General features: G+C 58.8%; 24 protein-coding genes. 6 read left to right on the forward strand and 18 right to left on the reverse strand.

Going from position 1 to position 25,807, the window contains the following annotated elements:
• Positions 1-112 precede the first annotated feature (112 nt).
• The 8 genes from GE543_RS24515 to GE543_RS24550 form a co-directional block, all read right to left on the reverse strand.
• A complete protein-coding gene (locus tag GE543_RS24515; RefSeq protein ID WP_371927256.1) occupies positions 113-3,685 on the reverse strand; it encodes a glycosyltransferase in 3,573 nt (1,190 codons plus the stop codon).
• A gap of 89 nt (positions 3,686-3,774) precedes the next feature.
• Complete coding sequence (locus GE543_RS24520; protein ID WP_153222565.1) at positions 3,775-5,367, reverse strand: flagellar hook-associated protein 3; 1,593 nt, start codon at positions 5,365-5,367, stop codon at positions 3,775-3,777.
• A gap of 13 nt (positions 5,368-5,380) precedes the next feature.
• A complete protein-coding gene (flgK, locus tag GE543_RS24525; RefSeq protein WP_003404346.1) occupies positions 5,381-7,441 on the reverse strand; it encodes a flagellar hook-associated protein FlgK in 2,061 nt (686 codons plus the stop codon).
• A gap of 10 nt (positions 7,442-7,451) precedes the next feature.
• On the reverse strand, positions 7,452-8,696 hold the full coding sequence (flgJ, locus tag GE543_RS24530; protein ID WP_153222566.1) for a flagellar assembly peptidoglycan hydrolase FlgJ: 1,245 nt from the start codon (positions 8,694-8,696) through the stop codon (positions 7,452-7,454).
• Between the two features lie 10 nt (positions 8,697-8,706).
• Positions 8,707-9,816, reverse strand: a complete 1,110-nt coding sequence (locus GE543_RS24535; RefSeq protein ID WP_003404340.1) for a flagellar basal body P-ring protein FlgI — start codon at positions 9,814-9,816, stop codon at positions 8,707-8,709.
• 13 nt (positions 9,817-9,829) lie between these two features.
• The gene (gene flgH, locus GE543_RS24540; RefSeq protein ID WP_003370084.1) at positions 9,830-10,543 is read right to left on the reverse strand and encodes a flagellar basal body L-ring protein FlgH; all 714 of its coding nucleotides are present in this window, start codon (positions 10,541-10,543) and stop codon (positions 9,830-9,832) included.
• 84 nt (positions 10,544-10,627) lie between these two features.
• Entirely contained in the window at positions 10,628-11,416 is a 789-nt protein-coding gene (gene flgG, locus GE543_RS24545; protein ID WP_003404338.1) for a flagellar basal-body rod protein FlgG, read from the reverse strand.
• A 46-nt stretch (positions 11,417-11,462) separates the two neighbouring features.
• Positions 11,463-12,203, reverse strand: a complete 741-nt coding sequence (locus tag GE543_RS24550) for a flagellar basal body rod protein FlgF (RefSeq protein ID WP_371927257.1) — start codon at positions 12,201-12,203, stop codon at positions 11,463-11,465.
• 283 nt (positions 12,204-12,486) lie between these two features.
• Here GE543_RS24550 and GE543_RS27190 point away from each other — a divergent pair, with 283 nt between their 5' ends.
• A complete protein-coding gene (locus GE543_RS27190; RefSeq protein WP_032699181.1) occupies positions 12,487-12,678 on the forward strand; it encodes a hypothetical protein in 192 nt (63 codons plus the stop codon).
• Here the strand turns inward: GE543_RS27190 and GE543_RS24560 are convergent, their stop codons facing one another.
• The 7 genes from GE543_RS24560 to cynS form a co-directional block, all read right to left on the reverse strand.
• The gene (locus GE543_RS24560) at positions 12,679-14,424 is read right to left on the reverse strand and encodes a flagellar hook-basal body complex protein (RefSeq protein ID WP_153222567.1); all 1,746 of its coding nucleotides are present in this window, start codon (positions 14,422-14,424) and stop codon (positions 12,679-12,681) included.
• A 197-nt stretch (positions 14,425-14,621) separates the two neighbouring features.
• The gene (gene flgE, locus GE543_RS24565) at positions 14,622-15,950 is read right to left on the reverse strand and encodes a flagellar hook protein FlgE (RefSeq protein WP_003412459.1); all 1,329 of its coding nucleotides are present in this window, start codon (positions 15,948-15,950) and stop codon (positions 14,622-14,624) included.
• 25 nt (positions 15,951-15,975) lie between these two features.
• Positions 15,976-16,665 (reverse strand): flagellar hook assembly protein FlgD, encoded by a 690-nt coding sequence (flgD, locus tag GE543_RS24570; RefSeq protein WP_003412461.1) that lies wholly within the window; start codon positions 16,663-16,665, stop codon positions 15,976-15,978.
• A gap of 15 nt (positions 16,666-16,680) precedes the next feature.
• Positions 16,681-17,121, reverse strand: coding sequence for a flagellar basal body rod protein FlgC (flgC, locus tag GE543_RS24575; RefSeq protein ID WP_002554316.1), 441 nt, complete (start codon positions 17,119-17,121; stop codon positions 16,681-16,683).
• A gap of 3 nt (positions 17,122-17,124) precedes the next feature.
• Positions 17,125-17,532 carry a flagellar basal body rod protein FlgB gene (gene flgB / locus GE543_RS24580; protein ID WP_003316778.1) on the reverse strand — a complete coding sequence of 136 codons (408 nt, stop codon included), beginning with the start codon at positions 17,530-17,532 and terminating at the stop codon, positions 17,125-17,127.
• A gap of 277 nt (positions 17,533-17,809) precedes the next feature.
• Entirely contained in the window at positions 17,810-18,283 is a 474-nt protein-coding gene (locus tag GE543_RS24585; protein ID WP_153222568.1) for a nuclear transport factor 2 family protein, read from the reverse strand.
• Positions 18,284-18,293: 10 nt separating this feature from the next.
• Positions 18,294-18,761, reverse strand: a complete 468-nt coding sequence (cynS, locus tag GE543_RS24590) for a cyanase (RefSeq protein ID WP_003412468.1) — start codon at positions 18,759-18,761, stop codon at positions 18,294-18,296.
• A gap of 73 nt (positions 18,762-18,834) precedes the next feature.
• Between cynS and cynR the strand changes: the two genes are divergently transcribed.
• Complete coding sequence (cynR, locus tag GE543_RS24595) at positions 18,835-19,749, forward strand: transcriptional regulator CynR (protein ID WP_153222569.1); 915 nt, start codon at positions 18,835-18,837, stop codon at positions 19,747-19,749.
• Positions 19,750-19,842: 93 nt separating this feature from the next.
• Here the strand turns inward: cynR and cheR are convergent, their stop codons facing one another.
• Positions 19,843-20,670 carry a protein-glutamate O-methyltransferase CheR gene (cheR, locus tag GE543_RS24600; RefSeq protein WP_003347319.1) on the reverse strand — a complete coding sequence of 276 codons (828 nt, stop codon included), beginning with the start codon at positions 20,668-20,670 and terminating at the stop codon, positions 19,843-19,845.
• Positions 20,671-20,721: 51 nt separating this feature from the next.
• Positions 20,722-21,648, reverse strand: coding sequence for a chemotaxis protein CheV (locus tag GE543_RS24605; RefSeq protein ID WP_003316772.1), 927 nt, complete (start codon positions 21,646-21,648; stop codon positions 20,722-20,724).
• A gap of 77 nt (positions 21,649-21,725) precedes the next feature.
• On the opposite strand from GE543_RS24605, the gene flgA reads away from it, so the two are divergent.
• The 4 genes from flgA (at position 21,726) to GE543_RS24625 (ending at position 24,306) form a co-directional block, all read left to right on the forward strand.
• The gene (gene flgA, locus GE543_RS24610; protein ID WP_003417867.1) at positions 21,726-22,484 is read left to right on the forward strand and encodes a flagellar basal body P-ring formation chaperone FlgA; all 759 of its coding nucleotides are present in this window, start codon (positions 21,726-21,728) and stop codon (positions 22,482-22,484) included.
• Between the two features lie 161 nt (positions 22,485-22,645).
• Entirely contained in the window at positions 22,646-22,960 is a 315-nt protein-coding gene (gene flgM, locus GE543_RS24615; protein ID WP_003404324.1) for a flagellar biosynthesis anti-sigma factor FlgM, read from the forward strand.
• 49 nt (positions 22,961-23,009) lie between these two features.
• Entirely contained in the window at positions 23,010-23,477 is a 468-nt protein-coding gene (locus GE543_RS24620; protein WP_003316769.1) for a flagella synthesis protein FlgN, read from the forward strand.
• 82 nt (positions 23,478-23,559) lie between these two features.
• On the forward strand, positions 23,560-24,306 hold the full coding sequence (locus GE543_RS24625; RefSeq protein WP_046269231.1) for a flagellar brake protein: 747 nt from the start codon (positions 23,560-23,562) through the stop codon (positions 24,304-24,306).
• Between the two features lie 67 nt (positions 24,307-24,373).
• On the opposite strand, the gene GE543_RS24630 is transcribed toward GE543_RS24625, so the two are convergent.
• Positions 24,374-25,789: an MFS transporter gene (locus GE543_RS24630; RefSeq protein WP_153222570.1), complete on the reverse strand. Its 1,416-nt coding sequence runs from the start codon at positions 25,787-25,789 to the stop codon at positions 24,374-24,376.
• Between the last annotated feature and the right edge of the window lie 18 nt (positions 25,790-25,807).

The following is a 25,807-nucleotide window of genomic DNA, read 5'->3' on the forward strand; positions in this document are numbered from 1 at the left end:
ATCTTTCCTTATAACGAATCGATTGCGCCTTCAACCGCAGCGGGCGTTGAAGCAAGAGCGTAGCGTGGCCGCGCCAGCGGGCAACCGCTGGTGCGTGTTCAAACGGATCGGATCAGTCCGGCAACCAGCCGTTGGCCCAATATTGCAGGTTTTCGCCGCGCAACATGAAGTCACGCAGTACTGTCTCGCGCAACTCGTCGCCCATGCGGTAACTGGCATTGGGGTCGGACAAGTGCATGCGGATCGCCTGCAACCACTCTTCGGAGCTGTTGGTGTACACCCGGGTTGCCGGCAGATGGCCGCGATACGCCTCGGTGTCGGAACAGATCACCGGGTAGCCGCACGCGCCGTACTCAAGCAACCTGAGGTTGCTTTTGCAGTCATTGAAAATATGGAATTCCAGCGGTGCCAACGCCAGATCAAGGTTCAGGCTGGCGAGCTTGGCCGGGTAGGTTTTCAGGCTGACCCCCGGATGGAACTCATGGATGTAGGGCTTGAGCAGATCCGGGCACATGCCGAAGAACACCCACTCGACTTCATCAGCCAGTTCGCGCACCACATCGGCAATCAGCTCCAGATCCCCGCGATGGCTGGTTCCGCCGCCCCAGCCGATACGCGGCTTGTCCGAGCTGCGACGCTGAGTCCTGAGGTTGCTCCACAAGTGGGTCGCCAGCATGTTCGGCACGACGCGAATGTCGCTGTGCATACTCGACAGCGCCTCGGCCAGCGGGTGAGTCGACACGACCACACGGTCACACAGGCCTATACCCTTGCGCAGCATGGCGCCGATGTTGTCCGGCATGTTGCGCTTGTGCTCGTTGCGCTCGGGGACATCGGCGATGTAGTCATCAAGCTCGAAAATACGCATGGCATTGGAGTAGTTCTTCGCCAGCTCGATGTCCGGGACCTTGGCTTCTGTGTAACGCCCCTGGAAAACGATGACATCTGGCGACTGGCGCTCTATTTCGACGGGCGTTGCGGTCTCGTAAGTCATCCGGCCAACCACCCGCCCGGCCGCCATCAACTCCAGCAGGGGCTGGCTGACCCGGTAGTGACCCACCGCCGAGGAGTTGACCGCCATACCGAAAATGAAAGGCAGATGGCGGGTGCAAAACGGGCTCCAGCCCGTCAGCAGACCAGGGTCCAGGGTGAACGACAGCGCCTCGTTGAGGTACAGGTTGGGGTTGTAGGCCTGATCCCTGGCCATCTTCGGCAGCCACTTCTGGAAGAACGATTTCTGCTCGTTGTCGAGTACCTGACGAGACGTCTCGTTACGTTCGGCGGCAGCAGGCTCAGCCAGTACCAGCGATGAATCCGGGGTACCGACGATCAGGTAACCCTCGCGCCCGACGCGCATGCACAGGTCCAGGTCCTGCAGACCCTGGGTGAAGGTCGCCGCCTCCAGTGCGCCAACAGCGTCGAACACGTCCTTGCGCACCATCAGGCAATTGCCGCTGACCGCGCTCCAGTTCTGGGTCAATTGCAGACGCTGCATGTAGCCGCTGGCCCCTGCGGGGAAATTGATGAACGGCCGACCGGCCAGGCCATCCATGCCCATGACCATGCCGGCGTACAGAATATTGCCTTGCGGATTGAGAATACGTGGGCCGACGATCCCGACCTCGGGGCGCTGGGCATGGTGGATCAGCCCCTGCAGCCAGTCCGCCTGATGAATCAGGGCATAGGCGCTGAGCATCAGCAGATAATCGCCACGCGCCTGACCGGCGGCATGATTCTGGGCGGTTGCTTCGCTGCCAGCCTCGGACAGGGAAAAAATCCGCAGCTTGTCGCTGCCCAGCTCACTCATCGCCGTGAACCATGCCCGGGCTTCGGCGCTTTCGCTGGCGTTGTCGACGATCAGGACTTCGTAATTCGGGTAGGTGGTGTTGCTGAGCAGACTGTCTATGCAGCGCTCCAGGGCGCCCAGTTGATCCCTGGCGGTGATGATGATCGACACCAGAGGCAGCGACGGGTGAACGTACTCGATGCGATTGAGCAACGGCAACTGATCGTGATGAATCACGTGTTCTCTGCCGATCCGTGACAGGTGGGCTGCAACCAGAGGCTCGCTGTGCTTGATGACACCAGGCAGTGACAGCCAGTCAGCGAATGCCAGACGCGACTCGACCTGCACTTCGGCGATGTGCTCGATACTCTGCGGCCCTGCCCCCTCGACCAGGCGCCAGATCACATCGTGCGGGGCGAGCTCATCGAAGGCCGGATCGAAACCGCCCATGTCCAGCAGATTTCGACGTTCGAACGCCAGCGTGCGCCCGACATAGGGATAGGCACGCAGCAGGTCCAGGTTGAATCCGGGTTTGAAAATCGGCTCTCTGGACTCGTCCTCGACCAGCGCGCCTTCGTCGCTGTAGACACACAGCAGCCCGGGAGTCTGAGCGATACGCTCCGCCAGAATCAGCAGCGCTGGCTGCGTCAGCCGGTCACCGGAGCGCAACAGGTAGACCCAGTCGGCACTGTCCAGCAGTGGCAATACTTCGTTCAGTTGCCGAGCCCAGTCCGGCTGCAGAGAAAAACGCAGCACCTGCGGATCGTCGACACTGGCATTGGTCAGCACCACCACAGAGTCTGCGGCATAGTCCTGTTCGGCCAGACTGCGCAAGGTGATATCGAGGGCCTCGGCATCGCCATCCGCATCGATGATCACCGGCACGATACGTGGCTGCCAGGCCCAACTGACGATGCGCTGTTCCAGCAACTTTTTTTGCGGCTCGGAAAACCGGCGGCAGGACAGCCACTCGGTGTAAAGCTCTGCGTAGCTGTCACTGCTGCTGCCGACGCGGCTCATCATGATGCCCTGGCGACCAGCCATCACCCCGTAGAGGCCGACCTCATCCCACTCGCGCGGTTCTTCGTGCGCGCGGCGCAGAGGCAGAAAACGCACCCAGCCCTGGGCCGGTGCGTCTTCGCCGCTACGCGCCTTGAGCATTTCGTTCAGCCAGCCCCATTCGGTGGTGGCTTTCTGGTACATATCGCCCTGACTGCTCAAGCGCCCCGGGTGCAGGCGTTCGGTGCTCTGGATACTGTGCAGCACAACCAGATTGCCGCGTCGCAGCAGGCAGATGAACAGCGTGAAATCCAGCAGCGCGACGAAACCCTGCGGCAGCGCAATGGACGGCAGGTATTCTTGGACATCGGCGCGACGCATCAGCGCGCCACTGAAGCCGCCCAGATAATTGCGTGGCGTGCGCTCGAAAATCGCCAGCATGTCCTCGCCCTTGAACACAGCGTCGTAGGGCACCAGACCAACGTTTTCCATGCGGGCCGGCAGGACATAATCATCGACGTCCACCAGATGGCGTTTGCTGACGACGAGCTGGACATCCTTATAGGTATCGAGGGTTTGCGCCTGATGCGCAACGCAATAGTTATAGAGGCGGTCGTCATCGCAGAGAAACTTGATGTACTCGCCGCTCGCCTGCTCCAGACACTTGAGCAGATTACCCTGAAACCCCAGGCGCTGAGGATTGCGCAGGTAACGGGCCCGGTCGCTGTCGGGAGCCACCAGTTCGTCGAAAATCGCCTTGATCTCGTCGCTACGGCAATCGTCACAGACGATGATTTCGAGATTGTCGTAGACCTGGTCGAGCGCACTTTGCAGCGCTGCGCGGAAGAAGCGCGGATTGAAGGCGGGAATGACGATACTGACGAGGGGGACTGAATTCACTATGACTGACTCGCGAGCGGCTGGGGGCCCTTCAGTCGAGTGGCCCCCCTCACCGCTGAAAAAAGACGGCGGATGCTCAACGTCAGAACTCAAAGCTGACTGAACAGGTTCAACTTGGATAGCATGGTAAACACCTGCTGAGAAGCGTCCAGCATGGTTTTCTGCAATGTCAGGCGCGTGGTCGCCTCGACGATGTCGGCGTTTACGTAAGTGCCTTGCTCAGTGGTGTTGTTGCCTTTGAGCAGATCGTTGGTCGTACCTTGGGCGGTTGCCGCCAGCTGACGCGCACCGCCACTGGAACGTGCTGTAGAAGCTTGTTCGATGGAGCTGCTCATGTTGCCCAGCGCCTTGTTCAGCGCCGCCGTCATATTCTGCGAGGCCACCAGGTTGCCATCGGTGGGCGTCGACAGGGCTTTGATCGCCGCTGTCAGCGTATTGAGAATGTTCTCGGTCTGATGCGTGCCAGACTCGACGATGAACTGATCGCCGGCAGCCGGTGTGCCGCTGATATTGAAGTTCACCCCGGAGGCGTTGGCCGTCGAGCCGCTCATGGTGCCGCTGGACACTGGCTTGCTGCTACTGGTCAAGGGCGCAGCATACAGGTCGTAATCGGTCGGGCTGGTGAACTTGAGGATTGCGCCTTCTGTGGGGAAGGTATTGTTGAACGCGGTACGGTCCGCAGCGGTATTGCCCACGGCAGAGCTGCTGACGGTCGCCGTCGAGGTATTGCCGGCGCTGCGCGAGGTGGAAACACTGTCCGGTGTCGACGCCAGCTGGTAGCTGCGATTGGCCAGCGCCGCATCTGCGGTAGCGTCCGAGACCCGGTCAGCGGCTGGCAGGTTGACGTTGAGGGTCATTTCCACGCCACGGAAGGTAAACGTCTGGGCATCGAACGAGCCGTGGGAAAACTTGCCGCCAGACGAGGTATCGGAACTCACGTCAGTACCACTGGCGTCAGTGATCTTGAACTGCGTGCCGCTGAGAAAGGTCAGCGTATACGGCTCGCCGCCCTGGTAGCTGGCGTTATAGGTCGGAGTGGACGTCACCAGACCACTGCTCAGGCCGATCTTGCCGTCATCGGTTGCAGGCGAAAGCAGTGTGGCAGACGTTCGGGTGGTGTTGACCGACTGCTCGAAGGCCTCGAAACCTGTGGTATTGCTGGCCATTACCAGGCCGTCGCCTACCGCCAGATTGACGCTGGTCTGGTCGCCCTTGTAGCTGTAGGAGCCGTCAGCGTTCTGCGCATAAGGTGGCGTCGAAGCTTTGGAACCGGAAAATATGTACTGACCATTCGGGTCCTGGCTGTTCATCAAGCCCAGAATCTGGCTCTGGTACTGCTTGAGCGCCGACGCCTTGGCGAGACGGTCGGAGTCGGTAAAGGCGCCACTGCCCGCCGAGACGATCTGATCGCGCGCTGCCTGCATCGTGTCGATGATGCTGGTCAGCGTCGTTTCGGTAGTCACAACGTTGGTATTGATCGTGCCGATATTGGTTTCGTACTGGGTCAGCATGGAGTTCTGCTGGGTCAGTTGCAGTACGCGCGCCGCACCCACCGGATCATCGCCCGCAGTATTAAGCTTGATGCCGCTGGAAACCTCTTCGCTGGTCTTGTTCAGGTTCGAATAGTTACGCTGATAATTGGTGTTCGTGGATTCGAAGAACTGGGTAGTCGAGATACGCATGGCTCACGATTCCTTAAAGACTGTTGATCAGCGTGCTGAAAATGGTTTGTGCCGCCTTGATGATCTGCGAAGAGGCGGTGTAGTACTGCTGGTACTTGATCAGGTTGGACGCTTCTTCATCGAGCGATACACCCGAGACCGAATCGCGTGACGACTTCGCCTGGCTGACAACGGCCGCTGTGGCGGTCACATCGTTCTTGCTCTGGCTCGCCAGCGTACCCACAACTGACACCGTATCTGCATACGAACCGGACAGGCTGGTACCCACACCACCGTTGACGACGCCGACAGTCTTGGCGGTCTGCAGGCCGACCACCGCCAACGCATTGCGGTTATCGGACGAGCCGCCGCCGGTCATGCCGATGCTGAACGTGTCATTGGCAACCGGCGAGCCGGAAATGGTCATTTGCAGTTCAAAAGCGGTTTTGCTGCTTGGCGTTGTCGTGGTGTCGGTATAGCCAACGTTCAATTTGACGGTGTTGGCCTGACCTTGAATGATCGAACCACTGACAGCGTTGCCATTCTGGTCAAGCACCGCCCCGCCACTCGCATTGATCAGGGTATAACTCTGCACGCCGGTGCTGCTGACCGCACCCATTACCAGTTTCATCGGGGTGGAGTCTTTGAGCGCATTGCGCAGGTCAGCGGTCTGGGTGCTGTCGTAGATATCGGACTTGGTGTTCAGCACCGGCTGAGTGAAGCCGCCGGTGCCGGAGTTGCTGCTACCCGCGGTTGCCGTCAACGGCGCGGCAGCTGCAATGTCCTTGGCATCGGTCAGCACCACCGAAATCCCCGAGGCGCCAGTACGGGTAGGGATGACCTTGAAACTGTCACCGGCTGCCAGCGTATTGCCGTTGAGGCTCACACTGAAGCCATCGAACTGCTTGGGCGGATTGTCAGCCAGCGAACCGGCACCCACGCTCTCGCCATTAGGCAGACGGCGCACGCTGAAATTCGATGAGTCGCTGAACGTCACTTCATAATCGTTGGCGGTCAGCTTGCTGGTGTCGCCGATCGTCACGTTGAGGTTGCCGGAGCCGACACTGTTGGTGGTTTTGCCGACGCTGCGCTGGGTGATGGCATCCGCACTGTTGATGCTGGAGAACAGGTTCGAACCGAAGTTGCCCTTGCTGTCGATACCCTGGCTCATCTGGCTGTTGACCTGATCGGACAGCACCATCGCGGTACGGCCCAGTTCATTGGTCGCGGGCACCAGCACTTCGTTGCGATAACGCAACAGACCACCGATCGAGCCGCCAGTAAGCACCGAGGTCACATCGGTCTGGGTCTGGCCGTAGGCAATCTGCACGTTGTACTGCAACGGATCGGACGGGCTCGGGCTGGCCGACATCTTGTAGGACGTGCCGCCACTGACCAGCGATTGTCCGGTGCCGGTATAAATGTCGAAGTTGCCGTTGTTCTCGACCACTTTCACGCCAACCAGCTCGTTGAGCTGACGAACCGCTTCACTGCGCGAGTCAAGCAGGGTGTTCGGTGTGGCATTGCCCGCCGACGCTTGTGTGATCTGCTTGTTCAGGCTCGCCAGCGTGGTGGTCAGCTCGTTGACCTGTTTGGTGAAGGTGTTGAGCTGCGTGTTGACGTTATCGTTCTGCGTGGACAACTGCGACGACACCGAGTTGAAGCGTGCGCTCAACGCGCCAGCCTGGGTCAGGAACGACGAGCGTTCTGCCGACTGCGTGGCGCTGGTGGCGATGCCCTGCATCTTGGTGAAGAAATCCGCCAGCTGCACGGAGATCCCCGTCGCACTGTCGGACAGCAATGTGTCGGTCTTGCTGGCCTGACCGGAATAAGCCACTGCATCCGCGCTGAGGGCGGTGCTCGATTGCAATTGGGTGTCCAGATAGCTGTTGTAGATGCGACGTACGTCGGACAGCGTGGTGCCGGTACCGATGTAACCTACACCCTGACCAAGAGCGATCTGCGCCGAAGCCGTGGTCAGCACCTGCTGACGCGAGTAACCAGCGGTGTCCACGTTGGCCGTGTTGTTACCGATGGTGTTGATCGCGGCACTGCTGGCATTGATACCTGAGAGCCCAATTGAAATCAGCGACATGAGTCAAACCTTATAAAGTCGTGGAAGAGCCCGCTGCAGCGGCGTAAGTCTGGTAACTCTTCATCTGCTTCGCAATCTGCGAAATCTTGCTGGCATAGTCCGGGTCAGTGGCGTAGCCGGCCTTCTGCAATTCTTTTACAAACTGTTCCGGTTTATCGGCCGAATTGACCACTTCTTTATACCGGCTGTTGTTCTGCAACAGACTGACCAGGTCGTGGAAGCTGTCGGCGTAGGAATCGTAGGAACGGAAATCCGCCGTTTCCTTGACCATCTTGCCGTCGCGGAACTCGCTGGTGATCGCGCGCGCTTCGGCACCCTTCCAGCTGCCTGCCGCCTTGATGCCGAACAGGTTGTGACTGCTGCTGCCGTCCTGCTGACGCATGATCGATTTGCCCCAACCGGTTTCCAGTGCCGCCTGCGCCACCAGCATGACCGGGTCGACGCCGATACGCGCTGCGGCTTCCTTGGCCAGTGGCAGCATGGTTTCGACGAACTGATCGGCGTTGCTGAACGCACGCTTGGCCGGTGCCAGCGGTGGCTGAGCCATGGAGCGCACGTACTCCGGCGCGGGTGCCAGGTTCGGATCGAGTGTCCAGTCGCCGTTGTTGCCTGTAGTGCCGGCTGTCGCGCGAGCGGGTACCGGACTGTTGCTGACCGCCGTTGTGGCGGACGGCACGATGCCAGCCAGCAGACGATCGGTGAGCTTGGCGGGCAAGGACAGACGGCGCGAGTTGAGCATCGCCATGTCATTGCGCCCTTCTCCGGACGCCGATGCCGCAGCCGCCGCCTGATCGGCAGCCGCCGAGCGCGTGGCCCACAACGGACGCTGGTAGACACTGGTCGCCAGGCCGGTCTTGGCCGGCGCAGCGTCAGTAGCGGCCGCTGCAGCGTCGGTCGTATTGACCGGCGCGGCGTGGTTTATCCCCTTGTCTTTCGACAATTGGCGCATCAGCACGTCCTGCAAGCCGATACCGTTGCCACGGGTGGACAGCGTGACCGCCAGTTGCTGGTCATACATGTCCTGATACTGCCGGGTGGCCGGGGTGTTCATCGGATTGTCCTTGGCCAGCACTTCGTTGGCCGAGCGCATGGCCTTGAGCATCTGACTGACGAACAGCGATTCGAACTCGCGGGCCACCTTCTTCTGGTTTTCCACACTGTCCTTGTCGCCATGCTTCAGCGACGCCAGACGGTTGACGTCGGTATAGGCACCCGAATCGACCGCCGACGAAATTCCGCTCTTGGGCATATCCATGCTCGAATCCTCAGATCACGATCAGGTCGGCTTGCAACGCGCCGGCCTGCTTAAGGGCTTCGAGAATGGCCATCAGGTCACCGGGCGCAGCGCCCACCTGATTGACCGCGCGAACGATCTCATCCAGCGTAGTGCCTGGACCGAACTTGAACATCGGGTGCAGCTCCTGCTGGGCATTGACCCGCGAGCGAGGCACTACCGCAGTCTGACCACCGGACAATGCGCCCGGCTGGCTGACGATCGGGTCTTCGGTGATGGTCACGGTCAGGCTGCCGTGGGTAACGGCAGCAGGCGACACCTTGACGTTCTGGCCGATGACGATGGTGCCGGTCCGCGAATTGATGATGACCTTGGCAGCGGTCTGGCCCGGATCGACTTCCAGGTTTTCCAGAATCGACAGGTAGTCAACACGCTGGCCCGGATCAAGCGGCGCGGTCACACGCACCGAACCACCGTCCAACGCCTGAGCGACGCCCGGGCCCAGCAATTCGTTGATCTTGTCGACAATCCGCTTGGCAGTGGTGAAGTCGGAACGGTTCAGGTTCAGGGTCAGGGTATTGCCCTGATTGAAGCCGCTCGGCACCGAGCGCTCGACCGAAGCTCCGCCAGGAATGCGTCCCGACGACGGGACGTTGACGGTAATCTTCGAACCGTCACGGCCTTCCGCGTCGAAACCGCCGACCACCAGGTTGCCCTGAGCGATGGCGTAAACGTTGCCGTCGACACCTTTCATCGGTGTCATCAACAACGCACCACCGCGCAGGCTTTTAGAGTTACCGATCGAAGAAACGGTGATATCGACCGTCTGGCCCGGCTTGGCAAACGCTGGCAGATCTGCATAAACGGCAACTGCCGCGACGTTCTTCAACTGCACGGTGCCCGAACCGGATGGAACCTTGATGCCGAACTGCGACAGCATGTTATTGAAGGTCTGCAGGGTGAACGGGGTCTGGGTGGTCTGGTCCCCTGTACCGTTGAGACCCACGACCAGACCGTAACCGATCAACTGGTTGGCCCGTACGCCGGAGATGCTCGCGATGTCCTTCAGACGCTCGGCGTGGACGCCGAACGCTGTGGACAACAACAAGGTCGCCGCTATCAGTTGCTTGAGCTTGATCATGTCTATCCCGCTATCAGAAAGGGAACAACGGGCTGAGGAAGAACCGGTCGAACCAGCCTGGCTGGCTGGTATCGGCAAAGGCTCCGGTCCCCGAATAGGTAATACGTGCATCAGCGATACGGGTGGACGACACGGTGTTGTCGGTCGCGATGTCGTCAGCCCGGACCAGACCGGCAATCCGCACCAGTTCGTCACCGGTGTTGAGGGTCATCCACTTTTCGCCACGCACCGCCAGAATGCCGTTGGGCAGCACATCCGCAACCGTCACGGTGACCGAACCGGTCAGACTGTTGCTCTGTGCGGCCTTGCCATCACCCTTGGTGGTGCGCGCGCCGTTGTAACCGGCGTTCAGGCTCAGGTCGTTGCCGCCTATCGGGTTGTTGGTGGTCAGACCCGAACCGAACAGCGAGGTCAGACCAATGCTGTTGGTGCTGTCCTTGGTCATGGCCGAAGTGGCCGCCTTGCTCGCCGCCATACGCTCGGAAAGCGTGATGGTGATGATGTCGCCAATACGGAAGGCCTTGCGGTCGCCGTACAGATTCTGCTCGAAACCGGCCTGATAGATGGCGCCATTGTTGGCAGCCGCCGACATGGGCGTACGCGGCAACACCGGAGCGTAATAAGGGTCATTGGGCTTGGCCGTCGGCGCAACACAGCCGGACAGCAGGGTGATCCCGCACAATGAAGCGATCAACACTGAAAAACGCGGAACACTAAGGCGGTTCATGACACTTGAAACCTCGCGGTGTAACAGGCGCTTATCAGGCGCCCCATCGGATTGAGCGGTTCTACGAGCAGCGACATCAAGGACTTACAGGTTCTGCGTCAGGTTTTGCAGCATCTGGTCAGCGGTCGAGATCACTTTGGAGTTCATCTCGTAAGCGCGCTGGGTAGTGATCATGTTGACCAGTTCCTCAACGGTGCTGACGTTGGAGTTTTCCAGGGTGTTCTGCAGGGTCGGGCCCAGGCCGTTAAGGCCAGGAGTGCCGATCTGCGGCGCGCCGCTCGAACCGGTTTCCAGGTACAGGTTGCCACCCATAGCCTGCAGACCGGCCGGGTTGATGAAGTCTGCAGTCTGTATGTTGCCGATGATCTGCGGCGTAGCGGTTGCACCTGCCAGCGTGACGGAAACAGTACCATCCTGGCCGACCGTGAAGGTCTGGGCGTTCTGCGGAACGACAATCGCAGGCTCGAGGGCATAACCATTGGCGGTCACGATCTGGCCGTTGGCGTCGAGGTGGAACGTACCGTCACGGCTGTAGGCAATGGTGCCGTCCGGCTGGGTCACCTGAAAGAAACCACGACCGTTGACCGCCAGGTCCAGCGGGTTGTTGGTGGTCTGCAGGCTACCGGCAGTGAAGTTCTTCTGCGTGCCGACAATGCGCACACCGGTACCCAGTTGCAGGCCGGAAGGCAGTTCGCTGTCCTGAGTGGACTGGGCACCCGGCTGGCGTTTGATCTGATACAGCAGGTCCTGGAACTCGGCACGGTCACTCTTGAAACCGGTGGTCGAGACGTTCGCCAGGTTGTTGGAGATGGTGGTCAGGTTGGTGTCCTGAGCGGCAAGGCCGGTTTTGGCGACGTATAGTGCAGGAAGCATGTGTGTTCTCCTCGAGCGCCGGTTTGTCGGCGCAAGCTGTCATTGATTAGCCAAGTTGCAAGACGCGAGCCATAGACTGATCGTCTTCTTCGGCGGTCTTCATCATCTTGACGTGCAATTCGAATTGACGGGACAAGGCCAGTACCGAGGTCATTTCCTCGACCGCGTTGACGTTGCTCGCCTGCAGAAAGCCGGACTCGACCTGAACGGTGGCGTCTGCGTCGGCAGGCCGGCCGGTCTTGGTGTGGATCAGGCCGTCAGGGCCCTTCTCCATGGTCTTCAGGTCAGGCCTGACCAGCTTGATGCGGTCAACCTGCGCCATCACCTGCGGACTCTCGCCCAGCGAACGAATGCTGATCGTGCCGTCGGCGCCGATCTCGATCTGCTGCTGAGGCGGCACGGCAATAGGACCGCCGTTGCCCATAACCGGCAAACCACTGCCGTCGCGCAACACGCCTAGGGCGTCGATGTTCATGCCGGAACTGCGGGTGTAGGCTTCACCGCCGTCGGGCGTCTGCACGGCGATCCAGCCATCACCCTTGACGGCGATGTCCAGCTCACGACCGGTCTGCACCATGGCACCGGCGGAAAAGTCGGTCCCGGGACGCTCGCTCATGGCATAGGCGCGCGATGGCATCACCTCGCCAAACACCGGCATCGAGCGGGCCTGTTCAAGGTCACGCATGAAACCGCTGGTCGAGACGTTTGCCAGGTTGTTGGCATGAGCCTTTTGCGCGATCGCGTTTTCGGATGCACCGCTCATTGCGACGTAAAGCAACTTGTCCACAGTCTTCCTCCTCCGACAGACGCTTGCCGCCTGTAGCTGTTCTGAAAGGGTTAAAGCAATTTTTGAACCAACTTGTCAGGCTCGATACAAATGCCTGATTAGCCAGTAAAAACTGGCGATCGCCGATCGCCTTGGGACAGAGCGCCAGCCAATAGCGGCGGTGGACTGCCGCCTGCCGCCTGCCAGGCAGGAAACACCGCCAAAAAAACTTCATCGAACTGCGCCGAGAACCGGATCGACAGTGATAATCTTGCCGACACCGCAACCCTGACCGGGAACCGTCATGCCTTTTCGTGCGTGCATCATCGGTATCGCGAGCGCGAGCCTGATGACCTTTGCCCTGCTCTCCCAGGCCGCTCCCGCCCGCTATTACAAATGGCAGGGCGACAGCCGGATCGTCTGCGCCCAGGCCAGCCCGGGCCCAGGCTGGAAACGCTTGAAAGGCCACTTCATCAAAGCCGACTGCTCGATCTGATCAGGTCGATTGAATCAGCGTCTGCATCAGCGTCACTTCGGTGGATATCGCCTTGGAGTTGGCCTGATAGGCAGTCTGGGCCTGGATCAGCGCAATCAGCTCATCGGCCAGCACGACGTTCGACCCCTCCAGCGCGCCACTGACGATGCTGCCCAGCGTACCGACGCCCGGCACATCATATTCAGCCACTCCGGAATCGGCGGTGGCGGTCCAGCGTGTATCGCTACGCGGCTGCAAGCCATGCGGATTGGCGAAACTGGCGAGCATCACCTGACCGATGGGCTTGGTCATGCCATTGGTAAACCCGGCACGCAGAATGCCGTCCCGGCCGACGTCGAGGCTTTTCAACTCCCCTGCCGAATGGCCATCCACGTATGCGGCGGAGCGCGAACTGGCAGCGTTGTGCTGAAGCAGATGGGTGAAGTCGATGGTGATGCCGTCAGCACTGCCAGCCGCCCCGTTGGGTATCCAGCGCTCGCGACTGGTGCCAGGATCAACCGCCATCACCGGCGACCAGCCCGTGAGTTTCAGCTGATCGCCGTTGCTGCTCAGGCCCGGACTGCCGGTCAACGACGCGACAGCGCCATGGGAATCGAAAACAATGTTCGCCGTCAGCGGCGCCCTGGAACCGGGGTTCTGCGGATTTCGATCGTCGATCAGCACGTGCAGGCGCCAGCTGTTGGTGCCGTCTTTCACGAAATACTGTTTCAGCTCATGGGTGTTGCCCTGACTGTCAAAGATCTGGTTACCAAACATCCTGCTGTAAGTGTTCAGATCTGCGGGATTGAAGTCCGGAACCGGCCGATGCATGACCGTATCGCCCGGGTCGAGCAGACTGGCCCCGGCGTCGTTCAACGGCAACGAAACAGCTCCGCCATTCAGGGAGCCATTCGCCGCCCAGGCGCCATTGATCTGCGCGGCAGGCACCCAACCCTGCAAGGCAAACTCGGTGTCCGAAACTTTGCGCAGATGCTGATCATTGCCGCTGTACGACAAAGAACCGTCAGGCTTCAGCTCGAGGCTTACCTGCAACGGCGTTACGCTGTCGGGATCCACCGGATTGCGCCCGTCCACCAGTACATACATCGACCACTGATTAGCCTCGGTCTTGACGAAATACTGCTTGAGCTCATGATTGGCTGCGGGCACCGGAGTGATGCCCACATCCTGGATGGTCCGGGTAGCAACCCGTGTGTAGGTCGAGGGGTCGTCCGGGTCAAAGGTCGGCAAGCGAGCGAGCGAAGGCAGCGAGGCATCCAGATTGATGGTTTCAGCCACCGTGGTCGTAGCCCTGGCACCGACGTTGGACGTATCGATCTGCAAGTCCGTGCGGATACCACTGGCAATCTCGCCCTTGTCGTTTGCGGCGTAACCCTGCAAGCGCCCGCCATCGCTGTCGACGACAAAGTTGGCAGCGTCCTTCAAAAAGGCGCCGGCCCGCGTATAGGCCAGTGAACCCTGATCACTGACCACGAAAAAACCGTTGCCCTGAATACGCATATCCAGCGCATTGCCGGAACTGATCACCGTTTCACCCTGATTGAAATTCTGCTGCACCGAAGCAAGTCGTACGCCATCCCCAACAGCGTGCTGCCCGGCCCCCAACTGTGCGGACGCATATAAAGCAGAAAACTGCGCACGAGACGACTTGAACCCCAGGGTGCCGACGTTGGCAATATTGTTACCCGCTACTTCCAGTCGTTTATTGGCAGCATGAATACCGCTGATCGCTGTATTGAATGACATGAGAACTCCCTTGCCGTAAAGGCAATTCATAGAGGAGTTTTATTCTCACATCATCGTGCGTAGGAAGTTTCCAAGTAGGATGCGGGAGTCATCCGTAACTTTCAGTACTAAAAAAAACATAACAAAATACTTTGCAGACACCCATAAAAAAGCCCCTTTTTACAGGGGCTCTTTCAACACGTATCAAACAACGCGTGTTACGTCATCTGAATAGTGGTCTGCATGATAGTGCTTTGGGTGGAAATGGTCTTGGCGTTAGCCTGATAGTTGCTCTGCGCCTTGATCAGGTTAACCAGCTCCATGGTCAGGTCGACGTTGGATTCTTCCAGCGCCTGACCGGTGATGTAACCCAAGGTACCCGACTGTGGAGCGCCGCTCACCGGTACGCCGGAAGCGAACGTTTCACGCCAGTTGGTGCCGCCGGCCTGCGCCAGACCCTGCACGTTGGCAAAGCTGGTCAGCGAAGTCTGACCGATCACCTGCGACTTGCCGTTGGTGTAGGTGGCGAACAGATTGCCGCTCGAGTCAACGTTCATGCCGCTCAGCTGGCCAGTGGCGTAGCCATTCTGATCCTGCTTGAGCAGACCGGATACCGAAGCGGTCTGGGTAGTGGTCGACATGTCCAGCTTGATCGAAGCTGCGCCCGTCGCGCCGTTGGCTGCCCAGGTGGCTGTTGTGCCAGTACCGACCTGCACGCCAGGTACCCAGTTGCTCACGGCGAATGTACCGTCAGCGTTGAACTTGATGTTGGCACTGTCAGTAGGAACGGCGCCGCCGGCGGTGGTCACCAGGTTGCCCGAAGAATCGAATGTCAGGTCATTCTTGTCCGGCGCGGTGGACGTCGGATCGGAAATGCTGCGCCCGTCCATCAGGGAATACATCGACCAGGTATTGGTGCCGGTCTTGACGAAATACTGATCCAGGGTGTGAGCATTACCCTGAGTGTCGTAAGTCGGGGTGCTGTATTTGACGTTGTAGCTATTGGTATCGGTCGCATCGAACGTCGCAACGGTCGGCAACGCAGTCGTCGAGTTCAGGTTGGCGGAGTTGGTGATCGTGGTCGTCGCCTTGGGGTCCAGGTTGGACGCGTTCACACGCAGATCGCTGAGCGCGCCGGTCACCACAGCGCCATTGGCGTCAACGTTGTAACCCTGCAGCTTCATGTTGCTGCTATTGACGACGTAGCCTTCCTTGTCGGTGTGGAATGCACCGGCACGGGTATACAGCTTCTCGCCGTTATTGCTCATCATGAAGAACCCGTCGCCATTGATGGCAAGGTCCAGACTGTTGGCTGTTCCGGTGGTCAGGCTGCCCTGAGAGAACTGCTGGGAAACCGCAGCGGTTGTCACGCCACTGCCGACACTGGTATTGCCGGAAGTACCGCGAATCGACTGAGCATATTGATCAGCGAACTCGGCACGTGACGATTTGAAACCGGTTGTCGCGACGTTGGCAATGTTGTTACCGGTAACGTCGAGACTTTTGTTTGCAGCATAGAGCCCACTAAGGCCGATATTGAAAGACATGTTTCACTCCTGCGCCGTAGCGGCTCTACAATCCGATAGTTTGAACTTTGGACAGGGCAACACTGCCGCTGGCCAGGTTAAGCGTTGTTTCTGCGCCATTGACACCCAACGTGACACTGTTGACCGTGGCGGGCAGGTAAGTTGAAAACTGTGTGTTCTTGCCTTCGACCGAGCCTTCAGCCTTGAAGCTGTAAGTGCCCGATGGCAGCTGGGTACCGCTTGAGTCCGTACCGTCCCAGGCAAAGCTGGTAGTACCGGCTTTTTGCGTGCCCAGGTCGACACTGTCGACCAGATTCGATTGCGCGTCGTACACCTTGACAGTCGTTAGCGAGCTCTCGCTCGGCACCACGATCGACCCGGTCAGGCCTTTGGTGGTATCGACCGAGGTACTGCTCGCATCGATGATCACCGAGCGACCGACCAGTGACGAGGCCTGCAAGGCCTGCGACGACTTGTAGCTGCTGGCGATCGTGTCCACCGTCGACGTCAGGTTCTGCATGCTTTCAAGGCTGCTGAACTGCGCCAGTTGCGCCACGAACTGCGTGTTGTCCTGCGGGTCCAGAGGATTCTGGTTCTTCATCTGCGTGACCAGCAGTTGCAGGAACGAATCCTTGCCCAGCGTGCCGGTAGAGTCCGTCTTGGTCGGTGTCGGGTTCTGCAGCGTATTCAGAAACGTCGATGAGACGCTGGTTGCTGAGGTGTTATCAACGGCCATAACTTTCGCCTTCTATCACTGACCGAGGGTCAGAACCTTCTGCATCATGGATTTAGCGGTGTTCATGATTTCTGCGTTGGTCTGGAAAGACCGGCTGGCAGAAATCATGTCGGCCATTTCTTCCACGACATTGACGTTGGGGTAATAGACATACCCGTCCTTGTCAGCGGAAGGATGATTGGGCTCGTAACGTGCTTCCAGGTTCGAGCTGTCTTCGATGATGCCGTTGACCTGAACGCCCTGCCCGGCTTCGCCCTGGTCCTGGAACAGCGAACCACCTGTGGACTGCTGGCCCTGCATCACGGTGGCGAACACCGGGTGACGGGCGCGATAGGTCTGGTCCATGCTCGAAGACACGGTCTCGGCGTTGGCGATGTTACTGGCCGTGGTGTTCAGACGCGTGGTCTGGGCACTCATGGCGCTACCGGCAATGTTGAACACATTGGCTAGTGACATGAATTATTCTCCGCGAAGGGCTGCAACCAGCCCCTTGAACTTGCTGTTGAGCAGTGTGAAGCTGGCCTGAAAGCCCATGGCGTTCTCGGTGTAGCTGGCCTGCTCGACCTGGGAATCAACGGTGTTCTGGTCCAGCGAAGGCTGCGACGGCGTGCGATACATCAGCGTCCCGTCGTCATTGCCCATGCCCTCGGCTTCGATATGGCGGCTGTTGGTCTTGTTCAGCGCGAAGTGACCGTTCTGGGCCTTGTCGGTTTCGGCAGCCAGCACCGAAGAAAACTCCAGATCACGGGCCTTGAAGTTCGGGGTGTCGGCGTTGGAAATGTTGTTGGCCAACACCTCTGCCCGCTGAGCCCGGAAGTTGAGGGCCTTTTCATGTATGCCTAGCGCTTTATCGAAGCTGATGCTCATTTCGGGAAACCTTTGCCGGTTGACCTGATTCTGTTGTTACTGACAAAGCAATCGGCGTGCCATGTTGTAAAAGCCAATGTTTGCAGGGTCTGCAGGCGGCGGCGAGGCGGCAATGCCAGAAAAGCGGCAAGGCATTTCCGCTGTGGAGGGGTAAAGCGGCAAGGTGGGTGCCGTTTTTTTGCCAGTACCGGATTGCCGCTTCGCAATGGCGGCCCTTAATCATTGCCTCAATCAGACACCCAATAAAAAGAGACCCGAAGGTCCCTTTGACGATTGATCAGAGACCCAGCTCACTCAAACCCGGGTGATCATCCGGTCGGCGCCCCAATGGCCAATGGTATTTGCGCTCGGACTCGGCGATCGGCAAATCGTTGATGCAGGCAAAGCGCCGTTGCATGAGGCCGTTTGCAGCGAACTCCCAGTTTTCATTGCCATACGAACGGAACCAGTTGCCGGAGTCGTCATGCCATTCATAGGCATAACGCACGGCGATGCGGTTATCCGTGAATGCCCAGAGCTCCTTGATCAGCCGGTAGTCCAGTTCCTTGCGCCACTTGCGTTCCAGAAAGGCCTGAGCCTCTGCGCGGCCATTGATGAACTCGCTGCGGTTACGCCAGTAGGTGTCTTCGGTGTAGGCCAGCGCGACTTTCGCCGCATCGCGCGAATTCCAGCCATCCTCGGCGCCACGGACTTTCTGGACTGCAGTCTCCAGGGTGAAGGGTGGCAATGGCGGTCTTCCTTTATCACTCATCTCGGCGTCCTCAGAACGGTTTGTAGGGCAGGAATTTTCCATCGAGGGTGATCACGGCTCGCTCGCCCCCTTCCGGATCGTCGACTTTCTTGATGTCGAGCTTGAAATTGATTGCGCTGATGATGCCGTCGCCGAACTGCTCATGCACCAGTGCTTTCAGCGTTGTGCCGTAGACCTGAACCATTTCATGGAAGCGGTAGATCGTCGGGTCGCTTGAGACGTCTTCGACATTGCCGCGCATCGGGATGGTTTGCAGTTCGGCGACTGCGTCCCGGTCCAGCCCGAGACGCTCGGCGACTACCTCGGCCACCGCTTCCGGCAAAGGGTGCTGACCGAGCAACGCAGCGGTGACATACACTACGCTCAACCCCGTACCTTCTGCGAGCCCCGCCCAGGTCAGGTTCTTTGCAGTCTTGGCCTGCAACACACGTTCAGTCAGATGCTGGCGCGGCGCTCTGGAAATATTGCTGTGCGGCATAGGTAACCCTCCGGAATGAATTCACGTCAATCACAGCATCGACGACTATCACCATAAGATCCAAGACTGATTTATGATCATCACCATAATCCTGACTTATGGTGATGCTGTGCTGTTACGCCATATACGTTATTTGCTGGCAGTCGCCGACCATGGCAATTTCACCCGGGCAGCCGAGGCCCTGCATGTCTCGCAACCGGCGTTGTCGCAGCAGATCAGGCAACTGGAAAGCAGTCTGGGTGTGCAGCTGTTCGACCGCACCCGCCGCAGTGTCGTGCCGACCGATGCCGGCCGCGTGTATCTGGACCACGCGCGTCGCTGCCTGCTTGAGCTGGAGGCCGGGAAGCGTGCGCTCAACGATGTCAGCGATCTGTCACGCGGACAATTGCGCCTCGGCGTCACGCCCACCTTCAGTGAATACCTGATAGCACCGCTGATCGACCGCTTCAGTGCGCTGTATCCGGGAGTGGCAATCATCCTCACGGAGCTGCCTCTGGAGCAGATTACCGAGGCATTGATCAGTGACGCGCTCGATCTGGCCATCGGTTTTGCCGGCAGTCATGCTGTCGAGATAGACAGCCAGGCTCTGTTCGATGAACAACTGTGCCTGGTCATGGCCAAGCCTGGCCCCGAAAAGCAGGCCGCATTGACACTTGAGGACCTGCAAACACTTCGCTTTGCCTTGCTCGCCCCCGGATTCGCCACTCGCCAGTTGCTGGATGCCTGGTGCCAGATGCACAACTTCAAGCCGACGGTCGGCTTGGAAGCGAACTCAATTGCCATTTTGCTCAAGGTCGTCGCCCAGGGTCGCATGGCGACCATTCTTCCCGATGCCATCGTTCGCGAGCAGCCTGGATTGCGCGAAGTTCAGACCATCCCTGCCCTGCCTGGGCGGACTGTCGCACTGCTGCGGCGTAAAAACGGCTACCAGAGCGCCGCCGCCAACGCTTTTGCAAAACTGGTGAGCGGCAGCAGTACGCAAACATGAAACCGATGGGCAGACGATCAGAGCTGTTTTCGGCCGCGCACAAAAAAAGAGACCCGAAGGTCTCTTTTTTCATGACAGGCAACTGACAGGTCGTCACTTGGCCTTATAGATGATCCCGGGGCTGCACTGAACCATCTGGTAGTGATCCGGCAAACCATTGAGCGCTTCGGAAGCCCCCAGAAACAGATAGCCGCCTGGCTTGAGCGTGCCGTGGATACGCAGCAGGATGTCTTTCTTCACTTCGGCCGAGAAGTAGATCAATACGTTACGGCAGAAAACGATGTCGAACTTGCCCAGCGAGGCGTAGCTGTCGAGCAGGTTGAACGAGCGGAACTCCACGCGACTCTTGATCGGCGCCTTGACCACCCAGCGGCCCGGGCTTTTTACGTCAAAAAAGCGCTGCAGACGATCCGGCGACAGGCCGCGGCCGATGGCCAGACTGTCGTACTCGCCGGTCTTGCAGTTATTGAGCATCAAGCCCGACAGATCGGTTGCGACGATCTGTACGCCCGATTTGAGCTGCCCCTGATTGGCTCGCTCGAACTCATCGATGGACATCGACAGCGAATACGGTTCCTGACCCGACGAACAGGCGGCCGACCAGATGCGCAGTCGCTGACCAGGGCTGGCCTTGATCTGCTCGGGCAGCACCTTGTTCTTCAGCACTTCGAACGGATAGGTATCGCGAAACCACAGGGTTTCGTTGGTGGTCATCGCATCGACCACCTGCTCGCGCAAACCACTGCGCGGCTGGGTCTGAATGCGCTGGACCAACTCGCCAAGCGACTTGATGCTTTGCTGCTCCATCAATTTGTTGAGGCGGCTGGACACCAGGTACTGCTTGTTTTCCCCAAGCAGGATGCCACAGGCTTTTTCCAGAAATACCCGGAACTGATCAAAATCCAAATTACCCGTAGACAAAGTGCCGCCTCTCAAATCATGTGAATCACCGGGGACGACGCCCCCGGCTGGTTATTCTGCTGCCTTGATCCGCGCAACGACCCTGGCCGCCAGATCATCAGGCCGGAATTTCGCGAGAAAATCATCCGCGCCGACTTTCTTGACCATCGCCTGGTTGAATACCCCTGACAGCGAGGTATGCAAAGTGATGTGCATCTTCTGCATGCGTGGATCATTACGTATTGCTGCGGTAAGGGTATAGCCATCCATCTCCGGCATTTCAATGTCGGAGATCATCATCAGGAACTCTTCTTCAGGTTTTTTGCCTTCTGCGACCATCTTGAGCAGGTAATCCAGCGCCTGACGACCATCGTTGAGCGCTACGACTTCCACCCCGACGGTTTCCAGGCAGCGGCTCACCTGCTTGCGGGCCACCGACGAGTCGTCGACCGTCAGCACGCGCAGGGAGACAGCCTTGTGCTGAACCTCGGCGTCAATGACACCGACCGAGATCTCTTCGGACACTGGCGCCACTTCGGCGAGAATTTTCTCGACGTCGATGATTTCCACCAGCTGGTTATCAACCCGGGTAACGGCGGTCAGGTAATGATCGCGCCCGGTGCCCTTGGGTGGTGGATGAATCTCTTCCCAGTTCATGTTGACGATGCGTTCGACAGAATGCACCAGAAAGCCCTGAACCTTGGTGTTGTACTCGGTAATGATGACGAAGGAGTTAACCAGCGAAATCATCCCCGTGGAACCTGTCGCCATTGCCAGATCCATGATCGGGATCGTGCCGCCACGAATATTGGCCACGCCCCGAACGATCTTGCTCGATTTGGGCATGATGGTGAGTTTCGGGCATTGCAGTACTTCTTTTACCTTGAAGACGTTGATCCCATAGAGCTGCTTGCCGTCGAGACGGAACAAGAGCAGCTCCAGGCGATTCTGACCCACCAGCTGAGTTCGCTGGTTTACCGAATCCATTACACCTGCCATGCCGAACCCCCTTACAAAATGACCGCCGCCCAGACACCAGATCAACAAGCGGCACGGGCTTTGCTATTTATTACTTCATGAACGCAAAGACGACAATTTCTCGACACCTCGCATTAGAAACCCGCAGGCTTCTGTGCGCAATCGCCCTGCTGTGCCTTTCCAGCACGGTGACCCTCGCTCGTGCCGAGAATTTCACACTGCCTGAGCAGCTTATCGGCGTCACCCAAGGGTTTCTTGAGTTCACAGTAGAAGACTATTTGGCAACCAACCAGATTGACGGGCGTCATGAGATACAGGTCAAGCAACTCGACCCGCGTTTAAGGATGGGTGCCTGCGACAAGGATTTGACAGCCACACTGGAAAGCCCGCGCCCGGTTGGCCGGGTTACCGTGCGGGTACGCTGCGAAGGTTCTTCGCCCTGGACGGTGTTTGTGCCCGCCCAGGTGCTGCTGTATCGCAACGTCGTTACCGTGATGCGCCCGCTCAAGCGTGACGCGATCGTCACCGAAGAAGACGTCGCGATGCGCGAGCGGGATGTCAGCAGCCTGGGTCAGGGTTTCCTGGCGTCGCTGGATCAGGCGGTCGGTCAGAAGGTTGTCCGACAGATGGTCATCGACCAGGTCATTACCCCGGTGGCGCTTGAGCAGCCACAAATGGTTCACAAGGGCGATCAGGTGGTGATCATCGCCCGCAGCGGCTCGCTGGCGGTGCGCATGCCCGGCGAAGCGATGTCCGATGGAGGCTTCAACGAACAGATACGGGTGAAAAACCTCAATTCCCAGCGGGTGATCAAAGCAAGTGTCACCGGCCCAGGGCAGGTGGAAGTCGCTATGTAGTGCATTGATGGTGGCGCGAAGGGTGTGTTTTTTTTAGACTGCGGGGAATGCCCGACGGCAAATGTCGTCTATTGGGAAGCTTTCTCACAATCAGCCTAAAGTTTGATGGGGGTTGGCCGAAAACAAGGCAAGCGTCCAAACACCCAGAGGTTTTTTCAATCATGGTCATAGATTTCAGTCGCCTTAACAACTCACAGTCTGTTGCCGGTGCTTCACGCACCAGCGCCAGTAAAGACACCGCCAAAACCGATGCCCCAGCCCCTGCCGTCACCGCAGGTGTCAAAAGCACCGGGGAAACTTTTTCCTTGAGCAGTGAGGCTCAACAGTTGCAGAAAATCACGGACAAGCTGACCGATCTGCCAACCGTCAACAGTGCTCGCGTTGCCGAGCTCAAACAGGCCATCGCCGACGGTAGTTACACAGTGGACAGCAACCGTGTCGCCAGCAAACTGTTGAATTTCGAAACCCAACGCTAAGCGAAGGCTGGCGCTGGATATTCTGGACGCTTAAAAACCAGAGCATGCGATGCAAGACACTACTTTGCTGCAGATGATCACTGACGACATGGTTTCGGCCCGACAGCTTCTAGAGTTGTTGCAGGCCGAATCACTGATTCTTCACGGCCGCGACATGGGCGAGATGGAGCAGGTGCTGGCGCAGAAACAGGCGCTGGTCATTCTTCTCGACCAGCATGGTCGCAAACGTAGCCAGGTGCTTGCGGGCATGGGGCTGCCAGCCAATCGCAGTGGTCTCCAGCAACTGGCCAGCCAGTCGGATATCGGTGAGCAATTGCTGCTGGCCGCCGACGAACTGAATACGTTGATCAATGAATGCCAGACGCTCAACGAGCGCAATGGTAGTCTGATCCAGATGCAACAGGTCAGTACCGCTCACCAGCTTCGCATCTTGAACGGTGGCGATACGCCTACACTCTATGACAGTCGCGGGTCGACTGCGCTTAGAGCAAAACCACGCCCTCTGAGTCAGGCGTAACTTCCTGTATCAAGGTATCGTGCATAGTGGCAGAATGCCTGCTGTTGCGTTGCCGTAGTATTTTGCCTGGAGATTCAAGAACGTGAATGGCTCAAGCGCGGACGATGCTCCGCAGCCCCCGAAGGTTCTCAATACACCTTTGGAAATTGCCGCTAACCTGCGGCTGCTACTCGAGAGTCATGATCCTCTGATCATTACCTTTCATGAGCGTCCCCAGCGCTTTCAGAGTTATCTGCTTGAAGTCGACCGTGACAACAATGTCATGGCTCTCGACGAAATGATCCCCCGCGATGGTGAACGCTTTCTGAGCAACGGCGAGTCCTTCCGTGTCGAAGGCTTTCACGACGGCGTGCGGATTGCCTGGGAAAGTACTGCGCAGATGGACATCCTCAGCACCGACGGTCAACGCATGTACCGTGGCCCGATGCCTGAGGAAGTGGTTTATCACCAGCGCCGCAACGCCTTCCGCGCCGCGCTGAAGCTGGCGCAGCTGGTCGATGTCGAAATTGGCGGTGACCGCCTGAAATTCACGCTGGCCGGCAAGCTGCTGGACATTTCTGCCACCGGTTGCAAATTGCGCTTCGAGGGCGACGTGTCTGATCGCATGCAATTGGGCCAGGTATACGAGCGTTTCGTTGCCAAGCTGCCTTTCGGCGCCATGACAGCGCCCGTCGAGTTACGCCATCTGCATTTCGAAGAAAGAATCAACACTACCTTTGCCGGCGTGCGCTTCCACAACATGAGTGGGCTGGTGCAGCGTCAGGTCGAACGTTTCGTCTATCAGTTACAGCGCGAAGCACGACGCTTCGACAAAGACGACGACTTCTGACATTCAGCTGAATCGCCCAACGATTGCGGCATTGCTGCCGCAATCGTGCACTGCCCTGCGCTACTCGTCAGGCCTTCCAGGTCTCGCTTTCACGCTCGCGTTCATGCTCATCGGCTTCAGCCGTTTCCGCCTCGGCAGCCGGCTCGGCCTGAACCAGAACCTCGCTTTCCGTATCGACCTCTGCTTCGGACACGACCTCGGAATCCGGCTCTGGCTCAACGGTTGCCTGCATCTGTTCCTGAACCACCTGCTCGTCGACACGCGGGTCAAGTGCAACCACCAGTGGCGAACTGGACATACTGTCCGGCATCGCAACGTGGTGCAGCGGTGCGTTTTCGACCTGGTGCAGGTGAGTGACCGCCTTTGGCCTGATCAGCAGTACCAGAATCACACCAGCGCCACACACGAACGCATACAGCATGTGCCCGCCAAACAGCTTCATCACCACACCCGCAGCCAGCGGACCGATACTGGCGCCGATGCCGTAGGTCATGAGCAACATGGCCGTCAGCGACACTCGGCGCTCGGCCTCGACGTGGTCATTGGCGAAGGCCACTGCCAGCGGATAGAGGCAGAATTGCATCAGCGAAGCCAGAAAACCGACACCGAATAGCACCTCGACGGGCACGCTGGGAAACACCGCCAGCGGTAATGACGCCACCACCAGTGCCGCGGCAAAGATGCGCATCAGCACGGAACGGTCATAGCGGTCGGACAGCAGGCCCAACGGCCACTGCACCAGAAACCCGGCCAGAATGCAGCAGCCCATGAACAGACCGACCTGCTCGGTGGACAGCCCCTGCTCGGCGGCGTAGACCGGTGCCAGACCATAGAACGAACCGATGATCAGACCGGCGCCCAGTACCGCCGTCAGCGACTGCGGCACACGCTTCATGAAGAAGCGCGGCTCCAGTGGCGCCGGATGCAGCGGTGCCGGGTGAATCGCGCGGGTCATGGCGACCGGCACCAGGCACAGTGCGAAACACAGCGCTACCAGCATCAGCAGCTCAGGCCCCAGTTGCGGGTGCACCACCAGCACTAGCTGACCCAGCACTAGCCCCAGATAGGATGCAATCATGTAACCGCTGAAGACCATGCCGCGCTGTTTGGCGGCCGCCTGCTCGTTCAGCCAGCTCTCGATGACCATGTATTGGCACATCATGCCCAGACCGACGATCACCCTCAGCACCAGCCAGGCGGGTAACCAGCTGATCAGGCCATGCCCGAGCACTGCCGCACCGACGATGCCGGCACAGGTGGCGTAGGCGCGAATATGCCCGACACGGCCGATCAGGCGGTGACCGATCTTGCCGCCCAGTACCAGACCGAAATAGTTGGCAGCCATCAACGCACCAACCCACAGGCTGTCAACCTGATCGGCGGCCAGGCGCAGGGCCAGATAAGTGCTCAGCAGACCCGAGCCGATCAACATCATCAACGAGGCAAAATAAAGCGCTCGAAAGGACTTCCAGATTTGGCGCATCAACTTTCCAAAAATAGG

The sequence above is a fragment of the Pseudomonas sp. SZ57 genome (genome assembly GCF_009495975.1).
Lineage (GTDB): Bacteria > Pseudomonadota > Gammaproteobacteria > Pseudomonadales > Pseudomonadaceae > Aquipseudomonas > Aquipseudomonas syringae.

Coding starts and splice junctions, on each gene's coding strand:
- GE543_RS27190 (WP_032699181.1), top strand. CDS start 12,487: ATGCCTTTTCGTGCGTGCATCATCGGTATCGCGAGCGCGAGCCTGATG.
- GE543_RS24520 (WP_153222565.1), bottom strand. CDS start 5,367: ATGCGTATCTCGACTACCCAGTTCTTCGAATCCACGAACACCAATTAT.
- flgC (WP_002554316.1), bottom strand. CDS start 17,121: ATGTCACTAGCCAATGTGTTCAACATTGCCGGTAGCGCCATGAGTGCC.
- cynS (WP_003412468.1), bottom strand. CDS start 18,761: ATGCCGCACAGCAATATTTCCAGAGCGCCGCGCCAGCATCTGACTGAA.
- flgJ (WP_153222566.1), bottom strand. CDS start 8,696: ATGGATATGCCCAAGAGCGGAATTTCGTCGGCGGTCGATTCGGGTGCC.
- flgE (WP_003412459.1), bottom strand. CDS start 15,950: ATGTCTTTCAATATCGGCCTTAGTGGGCTCTATGCTGCAAACAAAAGT.
- GE543_RS24620 (WP_003316769.1), top strand. CDS start 23,010: ATGCAAGACACTACTTTGCTGCAGATGATCACTGACGACATGGTTTCG.
- flgH (WP_003370084.1), bottom strand. CDS start 10,543: ATGAACCGCCTTAGTGTTCCGCGTTTTTCAGTGTTGATCGCTTCATTG.
- GE543_RS24630 (WP_153222570.1), bottom strand. CDS start 25,789: ATGCGCCAAATCTGGAAGTCCTTTCGAGCGCTTTATTTTGCCTCGTTG.
- GE543_RS24605 (WP_003316772.1), bottom strand. CDS start 21,648: ATGGCAGGTGTAATGGATTCGGTAAACCAGCGAACTCAGCTGGTGGGT.
- flgD (WP_003412461.1), bottom strand. CDS start 16,665: ATGGCCGTTGATAACACCTCAGCAACCAGCGTCTCATCGACGTTTCTG.
- flgK (WP_003404346.1), bottom strand. CDS start 7,441: ATGTCGCTGATTTCAATTGGGCTCTCAGGTATCAATGCCAGCAGTGCC.
- flgA (WP_003417867.1), top strand. CDS start 21,726: ATGAACGCAAAGACGACAATTTCTCGACACCTCGCATTAGAAACCCGC.
- GE543_RS24585 (WP_153222568.1), bottom strand. CDS start 18,283: ATGAGTGATAAAGGAAGACCGCCATTGCCACCCTTCACCCTGGAGACT.
- GE543_RS24560 (WP_153222567.1), bottom strand. CDS start 14,424: ATGTCATTCAATACAGCGATCAGCGGTATTCATGCTGCCAATAAACGA.
- cynR (WP_153222569.1), top strand. CDS start 18,835: ATGATCATCACCATAATCCTGACTTATGGTGATGCTGTGCTGTTACGC.
- GE543_RS24535 (WP_003404340.1), bottom strand. CDS start 9,816: ATGATCAAGCTCAAGCAACTGATAGCGGCGACCTTGTTGTTGTCCACA.
- flgB (WP_003316778.1), bottom strand. CDS start 17,532: ATGAGCATCAGCTTCGATAAAGCGCTAGGCATACATGAAAAGGCCCTC.
- flgM (WP_003404324.1), top strand. CDS start 22,646: ATGGTCATAGATTTCAGTCGCCTTAACAACTCACAGTCTGTTGCCGGT.
- flgG (WP_003404338.1), bottom strand. CDS start 11,416: ATGCTTCCTGCACTATACGTCGCCAAAACCGGCCTTGCCGCTCAGGAC.